This is a genomic window from Streptomyces griseicoloratus, assembly GCF_014534645.1.
Classification (GTDB): domain Bacteria; phylum Actinomycetota; class Actinomycetes; order Streptomycetales; family Streptomycetaceae; genus Streptomyces; species Streptomyces griseicoloratus.
The window spans coordinates 77,313-92,836 of sequence record NZ_JACVQF010000182.1 but is presented as its reverse complement, the minus strand read 5'-3'; the positions used below and the strand labels follow the sequence as shown (position 1 = coordinate 92,836).

The window sequence follows — 15,524 nt, the reverse complement described above, 5'->3', positions numbered from 1 at the left end:
GGTGCCGGGACGTGCCCGGGCGTCGGTGTGGCCGCCGGGGGCGGTGCTCTGCTGCCTCCGGGCGGGTCAGGTGCCTGTGCCGGTCCCGCCTGCGTGCCGGTGGTGAGGCCGTCGGGGCCGCCCGGTCGCGCCGGCACCGGCCCGCCCGCCCGGTCCGACACGGCGTCGGCGTGCGCGGCGCGCAGTCGGCGCTGGGCAGTCGGCCTGGGGTGACGCGGCCCGGTCGCCTCCCGCACACCGCCGCGCACGGCACCGCACCCGGCCCGGCCCGTCCCGTCAGGGTGCCGACGTGTGTGGCCGTCAGGCGTCGGTGCCGGTGCCGGTGCCGGTGCCGGTGCCGTGTTCCCGTGGGTGGGTCAGGGCGACTTGAGGAACGCGCGGGCGCGTAGGCGGCGGGTTCGGCGGACGAGGGCGTAGCCCTTGGTGAGGGTGCGGTCGCGGGCGAAGGTGCGGGCGATCGCGCGCCCCTCGACCAGGCGCTCGAACTCGTCGAGACCCGTGCTGCGGCGCACGGTGACGCGGCGCAGCGCGTACGGCCCCTGGCGGCGGCGTGCCAGGCCGTTGCCCACGGCGAGTGCCTGCGCGTACCCCGTCTCGCGCACCGCCTCCCGCACCCGGCGGTCGGAGTAGCCGTAGGGGTAGGCGAAGGAGGCCGGTGCGGTGCCGAGCTGGTCCGCGATGATCTCCTTGCAGTGGATCAGCTCGTACCGCAGCCGTTCGTCCCCGAGTTGGTCGAGCTGCGGATGCGTGTGACTGTGCCCGCCGATCTCCACGCCCTCCCCGGCCAGGTCCCGGACCTGGTCCCAGTCGAGCATGGTGTCCAGCCCGCCCCCGGTGTCGTACGGTCCGCGCAGCCAGCCGGTCGAGACGAACACCGTGGCCGTGAAGCCGTGTTTGGCCAGGACCGGCAGGGCGTGCCGGTGCACGCCCTCGTAGCCGTCGTCGAAGGTGACGAGGACGGGCCGCTTCGGCAGCGGGCGGCCGGAGCGCCAGGCGGCGGCCAGGTCGGTCGTGCCGATCGGGGTCAGGCCCCGGCCGGCGATCAGCGCCATCTGCTCGGCGAACGCCTCCGGCGACACCGACAGCACCCGGGTGGCGTCGTTGGGTTCGGCCGCCACCGCGTGGTACATGAGGACCGGCACGCGCGCGTCGGCCTGGTGAGCCTCAGTCATGTGCCGCCCCCTCGACCGGCGCCACCGAGAACGTCGCCCCGCCCCGCCGCGCCCGTACGCTCCCCACCACGTACCCGCCCGCCGCCGTGAGCACCCCGGCGACGATCGCGCCCGCCCTGCCCGCGCCGCCCGGCCGGGCCAGCACGGCGTCCCGCAGCCCGCGGGCCACTCCGGCCGGCAGGACGCGGGTGGTGTACCGGCGTTCGGACTCCAGGCCCTTGTCCGCGCCGACGCTCCGTGCCACCAGGGCCTTGGACAGCCCCTCGGCGTAGGTGCGGGTCCGGAAGTAGCCGAAGTGCTCCCGGGCCTCGGGCACCCGGTGGTGGATCACCGCCCGGTCGTCGATCAGCAGCACCGCGTCGGGCCGGGCGCGGGAGAGCCGGATGCACAGCTCGGTCTCCTCGCAGCCGAGCGGACGCTTGTCGCCGTCGCGTCCGATGCCGGTCGCGAAACCGCCCGCCGCGTCGAACGCCTCGCGCCGGAACGAGGCGTTCCCGCCGAGCACGTTGCGCACCCGGACCCGGCCGGGCGGCAGACCCCGGTACGTGCAGCCCACCACCCAGTCGAACTCCTCGGGGAACCAGGCCGGCCGGCGCCCCGACGCCCAGACGGGCACCGTGCGCCCGCCGACGGCCATGACCTTCGGGTCGGCGTACCCCGCGGCGAAGTGCCGGAGCCAGTCGCGCTCGGCCACGGCGTCGTCGTCGAGGAAGGCGATCACCTCACCCCGCGAGGCGGCGATCCCGGTGTTGCGGCCGGCGGACAGCCCGCGGGGGCCCGCGTTGGCGAGCACCCGCACCTCCCCGGCCGCCTCGTGCTCCTTGTACTCCTTGGCCAGCCGCTCCCGGAGCGCGTCGTTGTGGTCGACGACCAGCAGCGTCTCCAGGGCCGGGTGGGACTGCGCCCGCACCGAGGAGACCGCCGCGAGGATGTCCTCCCAGCGGTCCTCGGTGTAGACGCAGATCACGACGGAGATGCCCGGACCGCTCAAGACACCTTCCCCCGGGCCGATCCGACCGACACGAGCGTCGGCGAGTGCGTACGGCTGCGCAGCGCACGACGGTTGGAACGCTCCTGGAGGATGACTCTGAGCACCCGCAGCCCGTCCCGCACGGCGCGCAGGTTGCTGACGCCGTGGATGCGCAGGTACTCGTGGCTGGGTATCTCCTGCACCTTGAGCCCGGCCTTGACGACCCGGATGTTCATCAGGGTCTCGACCTCGAAGCCCGTGCAGTCGAGGTCGATCTTTTCCAGGCAGTGCCGCCAGAACGCGTTGTAGCCGTAGCACAGGTCGGTGTAGCGGGCGCCGAACTTGCGGTTGACGACCGCGCACAGGGCGCGGTTGCCGAGCTTGCGGATGAAGGTCATGTCGTCGGTGCCGCCGCCGTTGGCGAAGCGGGAGCCCTTGGCGAAGTCCGCGCCCGAGACGAGGGCGGAGACGTACGACACGATCTCCTGGCCGTCGGCGGAGCCGTCCGCGTCGACCATCACGATGATGTCGCCGGTGCACGCCTTGAAGCCGGTGATCAGCGCGTCCCCCTTGCCCTTGCCGCGCTGCTCGACGACCTTGACGTCCGGCCACAGCTCCCGCGCGACCTCGACCGTGTTGTCGGTGGAGTTGCCGTCCACGAGGACGACCTCGTGGATCCAGTCGGGCAGCGTCTTGAAGACGTACGGCAGGTTCTCCGCCTCGTTCATGGCGGGTATCACCACGCTCACCGGCGGCGCTATGGCCAGGTGCGAGGAGACGGGCCGGTACTTCCCGGCGGGCGACGGATCCTTGCCGGTGCTCGCCGGCTGCAGAACTGAGCTCATGAGTCTGGTCCCTCTCGTCCGGCGGACCGCCCGCCCCAGGGGCGGTCCGGCTCTGTGTCCGGTTCGAAAGGGGGGTTGGTTCTCACCCGGGGCACGACGGCATGGATCCCCGTACATGCCGGGCGAGCCGGCAAAGCCCGCCGGCGCCTGGAAAACGGCAGCCGGCCGCGCGGCACGACTCGGTCACGAACGCGGTCACCGAGCACGGCACCCCCCTACCGCGCCCCGCCCGGGCCGTCGCGGTCCCTGAGCCCTCCCCTGGAGCCGCTTGATGACAGACCGGTGCGGGTGAGATGTATGACGGTATTGACGATTGAACCCGTATGGCAAGACCTGGAACGTGGCCTCACGTTTTTGTTGGTTTGCCTGTCATCCGCGCTTTGCGGGAAGCGGGTTGGGGCTGCACGTCCGTTGTGGCTGTCTTGATGCCTATGGCGTGCATGGCCGAATTGCCCCCCGAAGCCCCGGATGCCGGGCCTCAATGTCGCCCAGCCCCGTGGGGGCCGTCAAGGCGGCATGGGCACCCTGACCGAATTTCGTCCGAGTTTGAACGACTCTGTATGGGCATTGTTGGCATGGACACTACCCGTCAACACGCGTAGCTGGTACGACGGTTGACGCAGAGATCCTGCTAAAGGGAGGTTCCATGAGACGTTCCCGACTTGTCGGCTATCTGGCCTCGCTCCTCCTCGCCGTCGGCGCCGCCCTCACCGGGGCGGCGTCGGCGCAGGCGGCCCAATCCGCCCTGGCCGGCGGCTACGTGGCCCTCGGCGACTCCTACTCCTCCGGAGTCGGAGCGGGCAGCTACATCAGCTCCAGCGGCGACTGCAAGCGCAGCACCAAGGCCCACCCGTACCTGTGGGCGGCGGCCCACTCACCCTCGACGTTCGACTTCACCGCCTGCTCCGGCGCCCGTACGGGTGATGTTCTCGCCGGTCAGCTGGGCCCCCTCGGCTCCACCACCTCGCTGGTCTCCCTCAGCGTCGGCGGCAACGACGCCGGTTTCGCCGACGTCATGACGACCTGTGTGCTCCAGTCCGACAGTTCCTGCCTGTCCCGCATCGCCACCGCCCGGGCGTACGTCGACTCGACGCTGCCCGGCAAACTCGACGGCGTCTACTCGGCCATCCGCAACAGGGCTCCCAACGCCCACGTCGTCGTCATCGGCTACCCCCGCTTCTACCAGCTCGGCACGTCCTGCATCGGCCTCTCCGAGACCAAGCGGAAGGCGATCAACGACGCCTCCGACCACCTCAACACGGCGATCGCCAAACGCGCCGCCGCCCACGGCTTCACCTTCGGTGACGTACGCGGCACCTTCACCGGCCACGAGATCTGCTCCGGCAGTTCCTGGCTGCACAGCGTGAACTGGCTCAACATCGGCGAGTCCTACCACCCGACCGCGGCCGGCCAGTCGGGCGGCTACCTGCCGGTCCTCACCGCCGCCGCCTGACCGCCTCCCGTCAGGGAGACGCCGAAGCGGAAGCGGAAGGAGAAGAGGAAGGAGAGGGAGAAGGGGAGGCCCCGCCCGTCGGGGTCTCCGTCCCGCACGTCACCGAGAACGGCACCGAGTTCGACGTGGCCTCCACCGGATCCCGGACCTCGACGCGGACCGCGCTCTCGACCGCCCCGCTGTCGAGGTCCGTCGTCACGACCACCGTGTCCTGCCGCGAGTGACCACCGCCCGCCGGGAACTCCAGCGTCCGCCACCCTGGATCGGACACCGTCCCGTCCAGGGTCACCCAGCGGTAGCCGACCCGCGCCGGCAACCGTCCGACCGTGAACGTCGCCGTGAACGCCGGCGCGTGCGCGTGCGGCGGGGGACAGGCCCCCTCGTACTCCGTGCGCGAGCCCGCCACGGACACCCGCAACGACTGCGGCGCGGGAGGACTCGCCGAACCGCTTCCGTCACCGTCGTCGTCGCTGCCGCCGGTCGACGGGCCCGGCTCTCCGCTGCTCTCCGGCCGGCCCGGCGCCGACGAAGTCGCCTCCGTACTGCGCGGGCCGCCCGCGCCCTCCTCACCGCCGCCCCCGTCGCCGCGGTTCAGCAGGGCGTACGTCAGTCCGGCCAGCGCCAGCACCAGGGCGGCCAGCCCCAGCACCAGCACGACGGCCGCCCGCCGGTCCCGACCCGGCCGTGCGGCCGCCGCCCCGGCGGTCTGCGGCCCGGCCCCCGTCGCCGGAACCGGCTGCGGCGGGGTCGGCGCCCCGTGCCCGGGGCGGGCCGTGACCGTCGGGGCGTACGCGCCGGCCGACGCCGTGCCGGCGTGCGGGGTGTCTCCCCCGGAGGCGGCACCCCCGGCGCCGATCAGCCGCAGCTCCTGCTCGGCCCGTTCGGCCGGCAGCCGCTCGGCCGGGTCCTTGCGCAGCAGGCCCTCGACGACCGGGGCGAGCGCTCCGGCCCGGCGCGGCGGCGGCAACTCCTCGTCGACGACGGCCCGCAGGGTGCTCAGCGGGGTGTCCTGACGGAAGGGCGAGGCCCCCTCGACCGCCGCGTACAGCAGCACCCCCAGCGACCACAGGTCGGACTCGGGGCCGGGCGTGCGGCCCAGCGCCCGCTCCGGGGCCAGGAACTCGGGCGAGCCGACGACCTCGCCGGTCATGGTCAGCGCGGAGCTTCCCTCGACCATGGCGATCCCGAAGTCGGTGAGCACCACCCGGCCGTCGTTCGCCAGCAGCACGTTGCCCGGTTTCACGTCCCGGTGCAGCACGCCCACCGCGTGCGCGGCCCGCAGCGCCGCCAGCACCTCCGCGCCGATCTGCGCGGCCCGGCGCGGCGGCAGCGGGCCCTCGGCGTCCAGCAGATCGGCCAGGGAGAGCCCGCGGACCAGCTCCATCACGATCCAGGGCCGGCCGCCGTCGGTGGCCACGTCGTACACCGTGACGACGCCCCGGTGCGCGACCCGGGCGGCGGCCCACGCCTCCCGCTCCAGCCGGGTGTACATCCGCCGCACCTCGGCGTCCGGCAGCCCGGCGGGCGCGCGCACCTCCTTGACGGCCACCTCGCGGTGCAGCACCTCGTCGCGGGCGCGCCACACCGTGCCCATGCCGCCCTCGCCCAGAGGGGACAGGAGACGGTAGCGGCCGGCGATCACACGCTCACTGCCGGGTTCCTCGAACACCGGCGCCCCCTAGACGTCGACGTCTCGCACGGTTTCTCCCCGCAATTCTCCCCAAAAGTAGCTCAACCGAGCCCGGATGCCGCCCCCCTGGACACCAATCGGGCCCCCGGCCCGCGTTTTCGGACGGCCGATCCGTAACACCGTCCGGAGGGCGTGACGGACGGAAGGGGACCGGGTGGAGGCGGACGAGCTCCTGACGCTCGTGGCGGACGGTGACCAGAAGGCATTCGAAGAGCTGTACGCAGTGGTGTCCGGACCCGTGTACGGACTCGTGCGGCGCGTGCTGCGCGACCCCGCGCAGTCGGAGGAGGTGGCGCAGGAGGTGCTGCTCGAACTCTGGCGGTCCGCCGCGCGGTTCGACCCCCGCCGGGGCAGCGCCCTGTCCTGGGTCCTCACCCTCGCCCACCGCCGCGCCGTCGACCGGGTCCGCAGCGCCCGCGCCGCCGGCGAACGCGAGCGGCGCGAGGCCCGGCGCGCCCGGCCCCCGGCCTTCGACCAGGTCCTGGAGGAGGTGGAGGCGGGACTCGAACGCGAGCGGGTGCGCCGGTGCCTGGACCGCCTCACGGCCCTGCAGCGCCAGTCGCTCACGCTCGCCTACTACGACGGCTACACCTACCGGGAGGTCGCCGAACGGCTCTCCGTCCCCCTGGGCACGGTGAAGACCCGGATGAGAGACGGACTGAACCGCCTGCGCGACTGCCTGGGAGGTGAGGCATGAGCCCGCCCGGCCGGCTGCCGCGCCGCGGCCGCCTCCACTCGCTCGCGGCCCCCTACGCGCTCGACGCCCTGGAACCCGTCGAGCGGGTCCGCTTCGAACGGCACCTGGACGGCTGCGACCGCTGCTCCGCCGAGGTGCGGAACCTGGCCGAGGACACCGTCCGCCTGTCCCGTTCCACCGCCGAGCCGGCACCCGCCGCCCTGCGCGACCGGGTCCTGGCGGCCGTACGCACGACACCCCAGGATCCCGCGCCCGATCCCGGGCGCGCGCTCCGGCTCCCGCCCCACGTCTGGGGCGGTCAGCCGCCGGCGCGCCCCCGTGCGTGCCGGCCGCGCCCCCTGCTGGTGCCGTACGCCACGGCGACGGCAGCCGCCGCCCTCGTCGTCGCCGCGCTCTTCGCCGTGCAGGCCGACCGGACCCGGGACGAGCTGGACACCGCGCGGGACCGGGCGCGTGAGATCGCCCACGTTCTCGCCGCCCCGGACGTCCGCGCGGCCGGCGGCCGGGACGACCGCGGCCGCGGGATCGGAGTGATCGCCTCCGCCTCCACGGGGCGGGCGGTCGTCACCTTGAGCGGATACGGCGATCCTGCGGGCGGCCGTGTGCACCAGCTGTGGCTCATGCGCCCCGGCGCGCAGCCGCGCTCGCTCGGACTGCTGGACGGCGACACACCCCTGCCCGCCTCCGGCCTCGACCGGACCGCCACGTCACTCGCCGTGACCGTGGAGCCCGAAGGAGGGTCGCCCCGGCCCACGAGTCGGCCGGTCGTCCAACTCGCCCTGGAATCCGTTGGATTCGGAGAGTGACCGTCAACCCCCTTACGGCGAAGGTGAATCCTGCGCCCGCGATACACGCGTGCCCCGAGGGGGCGATAGGGTTACCCTGCCCGGGCCGGGTGGACTCGTACGGGTGGGGAGTGACATGGAACAGATAACAGTGCGCAGCAGGGCCAGGGTCCCTGCGATCACCTGCGGGAGCAGTGCGACCAGCTCGCGGCTCGACCGGCATCTCTCGGTGCTCGGAGGGCCCGCCCTCCCGCAGCGCGAGACGGTCGAGGCCACCTCGCTGATGCGTGAGCTGACGGCGCGTGACACCGGACACGAGCGCAGCAGCCGGGGCGCCCGGGTGCGCCGGGTCTCGCTCTTCGCGCCTCTGCGCCGGCTGCGCCGCTCGCTGTTCGGCAACTGAGGGCCCGCTCTCCGGCGGTCACACCGTCCCGGCGCGACGCCGCGCACCCGTCCTTCATCCCCACGGCACGCGGCGGCGCCCGGTGTGATCCCGAGCGCGGGCACGTCCCCGCCCGCGCCGTCTCCCCGCCCGGCGGTGACGGAGACGAGCCCCCGCCCGTGGGGCTGTTCCCGGACCCCGATCCCTCATCGCTCGCCGTGCGCGCACCGGTGCACGGCGAGCGGCGCGGACGGGTTCGCCCAGCGGTCGGGGCCTACAGCAGTGCCAACTGGCCCTCCGGGCCCTCTTCCCGGCCGTCCAGGACGGAGGCCGGCCGGCGTGCGCCGCCCGGTACCGGCAGGACACCCGCCTCGCGCAGCTCGGCCGCCGTGATCGGCGTCGTCACCGTCAACGCCTCCAGCTCCGGGTGAAGTTCGGCGAGCAGGGCGAGCACCGTGATCAGTTCCAGCAGCTCGGAGGTCCACACCTGCGGCCACACCGGCGGGCGGATCGCCGCGAGCGTGCCCGCCTCGGCCTCGGCGGTGCGGGCCGCGAACCAGTGCTCCAGCACGCGCACCCCGCCCACCTCGAAGTCCCAGGCGCCGGGCGGCACCGGGGAGATGCGGCCGTCGTCGAGGTGGAGGGCCTCCTCCTCCCGGTCGTAGCGCAGGGCCGATGGCCGCGCGGGCAGCGGGGCGCGGACGTAGGGGCGACGGCCGCCGGGCAGCTTGGGGCGCTCCCCGTCGCGCCGCATCAGCCACAGCGCACGGCGGCCGAGCTCGACACCGCGCTCCCACAGCGCCGGGTCCGCGGTGAGCGGCACCACGGGGCCGCGGCGGACGGCCGCCACGATCCAGGCCAGGACGTCCAGCGGGTCGGGACGCCGGCCGAGGCGGGTACCCAGGTGGTCCAGCAGCCCGGGAGCGAGGTTCGGTTCCGCCGCGCCGGGGCGCCGGTAGAGCGGGCGCAGGCGGGCGGGGCCGAGCAGCGGGAGCCGTGAGGTCGCGAGGAGCCGGGGGCCCGGGGCGTCGGGGGTCTCCACGACGAACACCTGACGCTCGTCGGCCACCCGCCACAGCTCCGGCCGGGCCGCGTCGATCAGCCGCTGGTCGGGGATCAGCCACTGCTCGTCGAAGGGCGCGCGCAGCACACGTACCGGCTCCGGGCACGGGCCCGAGGCGCGCGCCAGCCGCTCCGTGCCACCCGAGCCGCCGGGCAGCCGCCCCACCGCCGAGTGGAGCGTCCGTGCGCGCGTGGGCTCGAACAGGGCTTCGCGGTCGGGTCCCTCCGCCTTCATCAGCGCGTCCCAGCGGGCCTTCAGGGACGCCGCGTCGGGGGCCGTCGGCCATCCCCGGCCGAGCCGCGGCGGTGCGACGGACCACGGCATGAGGTCCGCCAGCGGCGGAGCGTCGTCGTGCGTCACGCCGGGCATCGTACGACGGGCCGCCCCGGCCTCAGGTGGCATCCAGCGTGACCGTGAAGGAGAAACGGTCCCCCCGGTAGTGGATGACCGCCACGTCCAGCACGCGGCCGGCCGTGTCGTAGGTGATGCCCGTGTAGTGCAGGATCGGGCTGAGCAGCGGGACCTGCAGCAGCCTGGCCGTCTCCGGGTCGGCCAGGCGGGCCTCCACGGTGTCGGTGATCCTGCTGATGTCCATGCCCACGACGTCCCGCAGCACCTTGGTCATCGGCCAGCGGGCGAGGTCGTCGGCGTCGATGCGGGCCGCCAGTTCGGGGCGGACGTAGTTGCGGGCGTGGTTGGTCGGCTCACCCGTCTTCTCGTCGCTGCGCAGCCGGTGGTACGTCGCCGCCTCGGCCAGGTCCGGGAAGTACTCGGCGAGTTCGGGCGGCACGGGGCCGGTGCCGTGGTCCAGCAGCTCGGCGCGCATGCCGGACTGCTGGGCCACGATCGCGTCCACCGAGCCCAGCAGCCGCACCGGGGAGCCCCGCCTGGCGTGCGGCTCGATGAACGTGCCGCGCCGGCGGTGGCGGGTGATCAGCCCCTCGTCCTCCAGCTCCTTCAGGGCCTGCCGCATGGTCAGCACGCTCACCCCGTAGTGCCCCGCCAACTGCTCCTCCGTGGGCAGGCGCAGCGGGTCCTGGGGCGAGCGGCCCAGTATCGAGGCGCGCAGCGACTGCGACACCTGGTACCACAGCGGCAGTTTGCGGTTCAGGACGATGGAGTCCGGGGCGAAGGAGGTCACGGGCCATCCGTACCGGTAGGGGATTCCTCAGTGCAAGGGGCGGAAGTGACGCTCCAGGCCCTGCCAGACGTCGTCGTAACCCTGTTGCAGGTGCTCGGCGCGGGCCGCCTGGGGCGTGAGGGTCACGGGCCACCGCGTCTCGAACATGAACGCCAGCCCGTCGTCGATCTTCTGCGGCTTCAGCTCGGCAGCGCTCGCGCGGTCGAACGTCTCCCGGTCCGGGCCGTGCGCCGACATCATGTTGTGCAGCGAGCCCCCGCCCGGCACGAAGCCCTCCGCCTTCGCGTCGTAGGCCCCCTCGATCAGGCCCATGTACTCGCTCATCACGTTCCGGTGGAAGTACGGCGGCCGGAAGGTGTCCTCGCCCACCAGCCAGCGCGGCGCGAAGACGACGAAGTCGACGCCCGCGAGGCCGGGGGTGTCGGACGGGGAGGTGAGCACCGTGAAGATCGACGGGTCCGGGTGGTCGTAGGAGATCGTGCCGATCACGTTGAACCGGCGCAGGTCGTAGACGTACGGCACATGGTTGCCGTGCCAGGCGACGACGTCGAGCGGGGAGTGGTCGTAGACGGCCGTCCAGAGGTTGCCGCAGAACTTGTTGACCACCTCCACCGGGCCCTCGGTGTCCTCGTACGCGGCGACCGGCGCCCGGAAGTCGCGGGCGTTCGCCAGGCCGTTGGCGCCGATCGGGCCGAGGTCGGGGAGGCGGAAGGGGGCGCCGTAGTTCTCGCAGATGTAGCCGCGGGCGTCCTCGTCCAGCAGCTCCACGCGGAAGCGGACCCCGCGCGGGATCAGCGCCACGTGGCCCGGCTCGGCGTGCAGCAGTCCGAACTCGGTGCGCAGCAGCAGCCCGCCGCGCTCCGGGACGATCAGCAGCTCGCCGTCGGCGTCGGAGAAGACGCGGTCCATGGAGGCCGTGGCGTGGTACAGGTGCACGGCCATGCCGGTGCGCTGGGTCGCGTCGCCGTTGCCGCCGAGGGTCCACAGGCCCGCGACGAAGTCCGTCCCGGCCCCGGGCGTCGGCAGCGGGTTCCAGCGCAGCCGGTTCGGGTCCGGCACGCACTGTGTGAAGGGCGCGGTGCGGATCGCGCCGTTGCCCGTACGGGTGAACGCCGGGTGCGCGGCCGAGGGACGGATCCGGTAGAGCCACGAGCGCCGGTTGTGCGCCCTGGGCTCGGTGAACGCCGTGCCGCTGAGCTGCTCCGCGTACAGCCCCAGGGGGGCCCGCTGCGGCGAGTTGCGCCCCTCGGGCAGTGCGCCCGGCACGGCCTGCGAGCTGTGCTCGTTGCCGAAGCCGGACAGGTAGGCAAGCCCCTCCGCGGTCTTCCGCGCGTCCCCGCTCATGATCGCTCCCTCGCCGTCTGATTCCTATGGGACACCGTAGGATTGAGGTTTCGCGGGCGCAAGAGGTCGTACGGGACGTGGTCCTCCCGGGGAGGGTTCCCGGAACCCGACCCCAGGGGGATTCGGCCGTCGGACCCGTGTTCTACCCTCCCGGGCATGTCGTGGACGCGGAGAGCACTTGCCGCGCTCGCGGTCTGTGTCCTGCTGCTGACCGGATCCGTGGGCTGTGGCTCCAGTGATGGGGGCGAACCGGAGACCCGGGAGTCGCTGACGCCGGTGGGCCGGCTCCTCGACGACACCGACGAGGAGGGCCGGCGCTACCGGGAGGTGGACGGCGAGCACGCGCCCGAGGTCGGCATCGAGGTGCATCCCGACGCCGCCGACGGCTGGGACGTACGGCTGACCGTGCGCAACTTCAGGTTCTCGCCGGCCGGCGCGGAGGCGAGGGCGGTGGCCGGACGCGGTGTGGCGCACCTCTTCCTCAATGGCGCCCCCGTCACCCGCCTGCGCGGTCCGCAGTACCGCCTCGCCGCCGGCCTCGTACCGCGCGGCACGCACCACGTCACGGTCCGCCTGTACGCCGACGACGGCACCGTATGGGCCGTCGAGGGCAAGCCCGTCGAGAGCACGGCGGACATCACGACGTCGGACGCGGAGCCGACGGATGCGGCGGTGCCGGCGGAGACCGCGGTGCCGACGGAGACCGCCGGGCCGGGGGAGACCGCGGTGCCGGCGGAGGCCGCCGGGTCGGCGGAGTCCGCGGAACCGCGGTGATCCCGAGGCCGGGAGGGGGCTCGGGGCCGGTGGTGGTCACGGTGACCGTGGGATCGCCGTGACGGTGGTGAGCGGGGAACGGGGGCTGCCCGAAGGCGTGGAGGGTCGATGCGCCGGACGAGTCCGGTGAGCGGAGGCGGTGTCCGTTGTCGTACCGGAGGTCACAGTTCACCGGACCGCGCCGGGAAGGCATCATGAACACCGTGCCCCACGCGACCTCGCTCCGCCGTGCCCCCGTGCAGCGGCGCAGTGCCGAACGGCTGACCAGGATCCTCGACGCCTGCGCCGACCTCCTCGACGAGGTCGGCTACGACGCCCTGAGCACCCGGGCCGTGGCCCTGCGCGCGGGCGTCCCCATCGGTTCGGTGTACCGCTTCTTCGGCAACAAGCGGCAGATGGCCGACGCACTCGCCCAGCGCAACCTGGACCGCTACGCCGAACGCGTGACCGAGCGGCTGGAGGAGACCGGCGACGCCGGCTGGCGCCGGGCGCTGGACGTGGTCCTCGACGAGTACCTGGCGATGAAGCGGACCGTGCCCGGTTTCTCCCTCGTCGACTTCGGCAACCAGATCCCGATCGGCGACCGGCACGCCGAGCCCAACCACCGCATGGCCGACCGGCTCACCGAACTGCTCTCCGGCTACCTCGGCCGCCGCCCCGACGACGATCTGCGCCGCGTCTTCCTCGTCGCGGTCGAGACCGCCGACACCCTCGTCCAACTCGCCTTCCGGGTCGACCCGGAGGGGGACGAGAAGGTCATCGAGGAGGCCCGGGAGCTGCTGCGGGCGTACCTGGGGCGCGTGCTCGACTGACGGACGGGGAATTCACCGGCCCGCCTTCCCACGGGACCTCCCCGGCATGCCTACCGGTCGGTATGCTCGCCGGTGTCCGTGCGCCATCGCCGCCGCCCTCCGGGAGGACCCGTGTCCCGCACCGCCCTGCGTATCTGCCCCCTGTGCGAGGCCACCTGCGGCCTGACCCTCACCGTCGACGGAACCCGGGTCACCGCCGCCCGCGGTGACCGCGAGGACGTCTTCAGCCGCGGCTTCATCTGCCCCAAGGGCGCCTCCTTCGGTGCCGTCGACTCCGACCCCGACCGGCTGCGCACGCCCCTGGTTCGCCGGGACGGCGAGCTGCGCGAGGCGACCTGGGAGGAGGCGTTCGACGCGGTCGCGGCGGGCATCCGGCCCGTCGTCGAGCGGTACGGGCCGCACGCCGTCGGCGTCGTGCTCGGCAACCCCAACGTGCACACGGTGGCCGGCGCCCTGTACCCGCCGGTCCTGCTCGGCGCCCTCGGCACCCGCAGCCTCTTCACCGCCTCCACGGTCGACCAGATGCCCAAGCACGTCTCCAGCGGACTGCTCTACGGCGACGCGAACGCGATCCCCGTACCCGACCTGGACCGCACCGACCACCTGCTGCTCATCGGCGCCAACCCCCTGGAGTCCAACGGCAGCCTGTGCACCGCCCCCGACTTCCCGGGCCGGCTCAAGGCGCTCAAGGCCCGCGGCGGCACCCTCACCGTCATCGACCCGCGCCGCACCCGCACCGCCCGGCTCGCCGACCGGCACGTGGCGATCCGCCCCGGCGCCGACGCGCTGCTCCTCGCGGCGATGGCGCACGTCCTGTTCGAGGAGGACCTGGCCGCCCTCGGAGCACTGGCCCCGCACGTCGAGGGCGTCGGGGAACTCGCCGCCGCCCTCGGCGACTTCACCCCCGAGGCCGTCGCCGGCGCCTGCGACGTGGACGCCGCCACGATCCGCGCCCTCGCCCGGGAGCTCGCCGCCGCCCCCACCGCCGCCGTCTACGGCCGGATCGGCAGCTGCACCGTCCCGCACGGCACCCTCGCCAGCTGGCTCGTCGACGTCCTCAACATCCTCACCGGCAACCTCGACCGGCCCGGTGGCGCCCTCTTCCCGCAGGCCGCCACCGACAAGACCCCGCGCCCCGCCGGGCCCGGCCGGGGCTTCGCGCTCGGCCGCTGGCGCTCCCGGGTGAGCGGACACCCGGAGGCGAAGGGCGAACTGCCCCTGTCGGCCCTCGCCGAGGAGATCGACACCGCCACCGACGAGGGCGAGCCGGTCCGCGCGCTCGTCGCCGTCGCCGCCAACCCCGTGCTGTCCGCACCCGACGGCGACCGCCTCGACAAGGCGCTGGACTCGCTCGACTTCATGGTGAGCGTCGACCCCTACCTGAACGAGACCTCCCGCCACGCCCACGTCGTCCTGCCGCCGCCCCCGCCCGCCCAGAGCCCGCACCACGACTTCGCCTTCAACACCCTCGCCGTGCGCAACCAGGTCCGCTACACCCGCCCCGCCGTGCCGCTGGAGCCCGGCCGCATGGCCGAGACCGAGATCATGGCCCGGCTGATCCTCGCCGCGACCGGCATGCACGGCGCCGACCCCGCCGCCGTCGACGCCATGGTCGTCGAGCAGACCCTCGGCAAGGCGGTCCAGGACCCGCACTCGCCCGTGCACGGACGCGACCCGCGCGAGCTCGCCGCACAGCTCACCGGCGACAACGGCCCCGAGCGGCGGCTCGACATGATGCTGCGCCTCGGCCCCTACGGCGACGGCTTCGGCGCACGCCCCGACGGCCTGTCCCTCCGGCTCCTGCTCGCCCACCCGCACGGCATCGACCTCGGCCCGCTGCGCCCGCGCCTGCCGCAGCCGCTGAAGACCCGCAGCGGCAAGGTGGAACTGCTGCCGGAGCCGATCGCCGGCGACCTGCCCAGGCTCCGCGCCGCCCTGGACCGGCGCCCGGACGGACTCGTCCTCGTCGGCCGCCGCCACCTGCGGTCCAACAACAGCTGGATGCACAACATCCCGGCCCTCACCGGCGGTTCCAACCGCTGCACCCTGCACATCCACCCCGCGGACGCCGAACGGCTCGGCGTACGGGACGGGGCGGCCGTACGCGTCAAGGGCGCCGGGGGAGAGGTGACCGCGCCCGCCGAGGTCACGGACACCGTCCGGCCGGGCGTGGTGAGCCTCCCGCACGGCTGGGGCCACGACCGGCCCGGAACCCGCCTGACCCACGCCGCCACCGTCCCCGGAGCCAACGTCAACCAGCTCCTCGACGGCAGCCTGCTCGACCCGCTGTCGGGCAACGCGGTCCTCAACGGCGTACCCGTCGTCCTCACCCCTGTGACCTGAGCAAAGCTGTGACCTGGAGTTTTGCGCTTATTGCTCGCGTGTCAACATCTTGT

General features: G+C 73.8%; 14 protein-coding genes. 7 read left to right on the top strand and 7 right to left on the bottom strand.

Translation table 11 applies throughout. The features are described from left to right. Nucleotides 1–356 precede the first annotated feature (356 nt). From H0H10_RS10980 to H0H10_RS10970, 3 genes are read right to left on the bottom strand one after another with little or no spacing between them, the layout of a single operon-like run. On the bottom strand, nucleotides 357–1,172 hold the full coding sequence (locus H0H10_RS10980) for a polysaccharide deacetylase family protein (protein ID WP_188180693.1): 816 nt from the start codon (nucleotides 1,170–1,172) through the stop codon (nucleotides 357–359). After that, complete coding sequence (locus tag H0H10_RS10975) at nucleotides 1,165–2,163, bottom strand: glycosyltransferase family 2 protein (RefSeq protein WP_188180692.1); 999 nt, start codon at nucleotides 2,161–2,163, stop codon at nucleotides 1,165–1,167. Before H0H10_RS10975 ends, H0H10_RS10980 begins: the two co-directional genes overlap by 8 nt. Next, nucleotides 2,160–2,987, bottom strand: a complete 828-nt coding sequence (locus H0H10_RS10970; RefSeq protein WP_188180691.1) for a glycosyltransferase family 2 protein — start codon at nucleotides 2,985–2,987, stop codon at nucleotides 2,160–2,162. The genes H0H10_RS10975 and H0H10_RS10970 overlap by 4 nt, the downstream gene beginning before the upstream one ends. A 646-nt stretch (nucleotides 2,988–3,633) precedes the next feature. On the opposite strand from H0H10_RS10970, the gene H0H10_RS10965 reads away from it, so the two are divergent. Further along, nucleotides 3,634–4,440 carry an SGNH/GDSL hydrolase family protein gene (locus H0H10_RS10965; RefSeq protein ID WP_188180690.1) on the top strand — a complete coding sequence of 269 codons (807 nt, stop codon included), beginning with the start codon at nucleotides 3,634–3,636 and terminating at the stop codon, nucleotides 4,438–4,440. 10 nt (nucleotides 4,441–4,450) lie between these two features. On the opposite strand, the gene H0H10_RS10960 is transcribed toward H0H10_RS10965, so the two are convergent. Further along, nucleotides 4,451–6,109: a serine/threonine-protein kinase gene (locus tag H0H10_RS10960; protein ID WP_188180689.1), complete on the bottom strand. Its 1,659-nt coding sequence runs from the start codon at nucleotides 6,107–6,109 to the stop codon at nucleotides 4,451–4,453. 175 nt (nucleotides 6,110–6,284) lie between these two features. On the opposite strand from H0H10_RS10960, the gene sigK reads away from it, so the two are divergent. From sigK to H0H10_RS10945, 3 genes are all read left to right on the top strand, one after another. Further along, complete coding sequence (sigK, locus tag H0H10_RS10955) at nucleotides 6,285–6,827, top strand: ECF RNA polymerase sigma factor SigK (RefSeq protein ID WP_188180688.1); 543 nt, start codon at nucleotides 6,285–6,287, stop codon at nucleotides 6,825–6,827. Continuing rightward, entirely contained in the window at nucleotides 6,824–7,633 is an 810-nt protein-coding gene (locus tag H0H10_RS10950) for an anti-sigma factor (RefSeq protein WP_188180687.1), read from the top strand. The genes sigK and H0H10_RS10950 overlap by 4 nt, the downstream gene beginning before the upstream one ends. A gap of 115 nt (nucleotides 7,634–7,748) precedes the next feature. Next, nucleotides 7,749–8,015: a hypothetical protein gene (locus H0H10_RS10945; RefSeq protein ID WP_188180686.1), complete on the top strand. Its 267-nt coding sequence runs from the start codon at nucleotides 7,749–7,751 to the stop codon at nucleotides 8,013–8,015. Between the two features lie 253 nt (nucleotides 8,016–8,268). Here the strand turns inward: H0H10_RS10945 and H0H10_RS10940 are convergent, their stop codons facing one another. The 3 genes from H0H10_RS10940 to hmgA are packed head-to-tail and all read right to left on the bottom strand — an operon-like array spanning nucleotide 8,269 to nucleotide 11,542. Further along, on the bottom strand, nucleotides 8,269–9,426 hold the full coding sequence (locus tag H0H10_RS10940) for a type ISP restriction/modification enzyme (protein WP_188180685.1): 1,158 nt from the start codon (nucleotides 9,424–9,426) through the stop codon (nucleotides 8,269–8,271). Between the two features lie 22 nt (nucleotides 9,427–9,448). After that, a complete protein-coding gene (locus H0H10_RS10935; protein WP_188180684.1) occupies nucleotides 9,449–10,198 on the bottom strand; it encodes a GntR family transcriptional regulator in 750 nt (249 codons plus the stop codon). A 27-nt stretch (nucleotides 10,199–10,225) separates the two neighbouring features. Next, complete coding sequence (hmgA, locus tag H0H10_RS10930) at nucleotides 10,226–11,542, bottom strand: homogentisate 1,2-dioxygenase (RefSeq protein WP_188180683.1); 1,317 nt, start codon at nucleotides 11,540–11,542, stop codon at nucleotides 10,226–10,228. Between the two features lie 156 nt (nucleotides 11,543–11,698). On the opposite strand from hmgA, the gene H0H10_RS10925 reads away from it, so the two are divergent. The 3 genes from H0H10_RS10925 (at nucleotide 11,699) to H0H10_RS10915 (ending at nucleotide 15,471) form a co-directional block, all read left to right on the top strand. Beyond that, on the top strand, nucleotides 11,699–12,316 hold the full coding sequence (locus H0H10_RS10925) for a hypothetical protein (protein ID WP_223179694.1): 618 nt from the start codon (nucleotides 11,699–11,701) through the stop codon (nucleotides 12,314–12,316). Nucleotides 12,317–12,510: 194 nt separating this feature from the next. Then, on the top strand, nucleotides 12,511–13,128 hold the full coding sequence (locus tag H0H10_RS10920) for a TetR/AcrR family transcriptional regulator (protein ID WP_188180682.1): 618 nt from the start codon (nucleotides 12,511–12,513) through the stop codon (nucleotides 13,126–13,128). A gap of 111 nt (nucleotides 13,129–13,239) precedes the next feature. Further along, on the top strand, nucleotides 13,240–15,471 hold the full coding sequence (locus H0H10_RS10915) for a molybdopterin oxidoreductase family protein (RefSeq protein ID WP_188180681.1): 2,232 nt from the start codon (nucleotides 13,240–13,242) through the stop codon (nucleotides 15,469–15,471). Nucleotides 15,472–15,524: the final 53 nt, after the last annotated feature.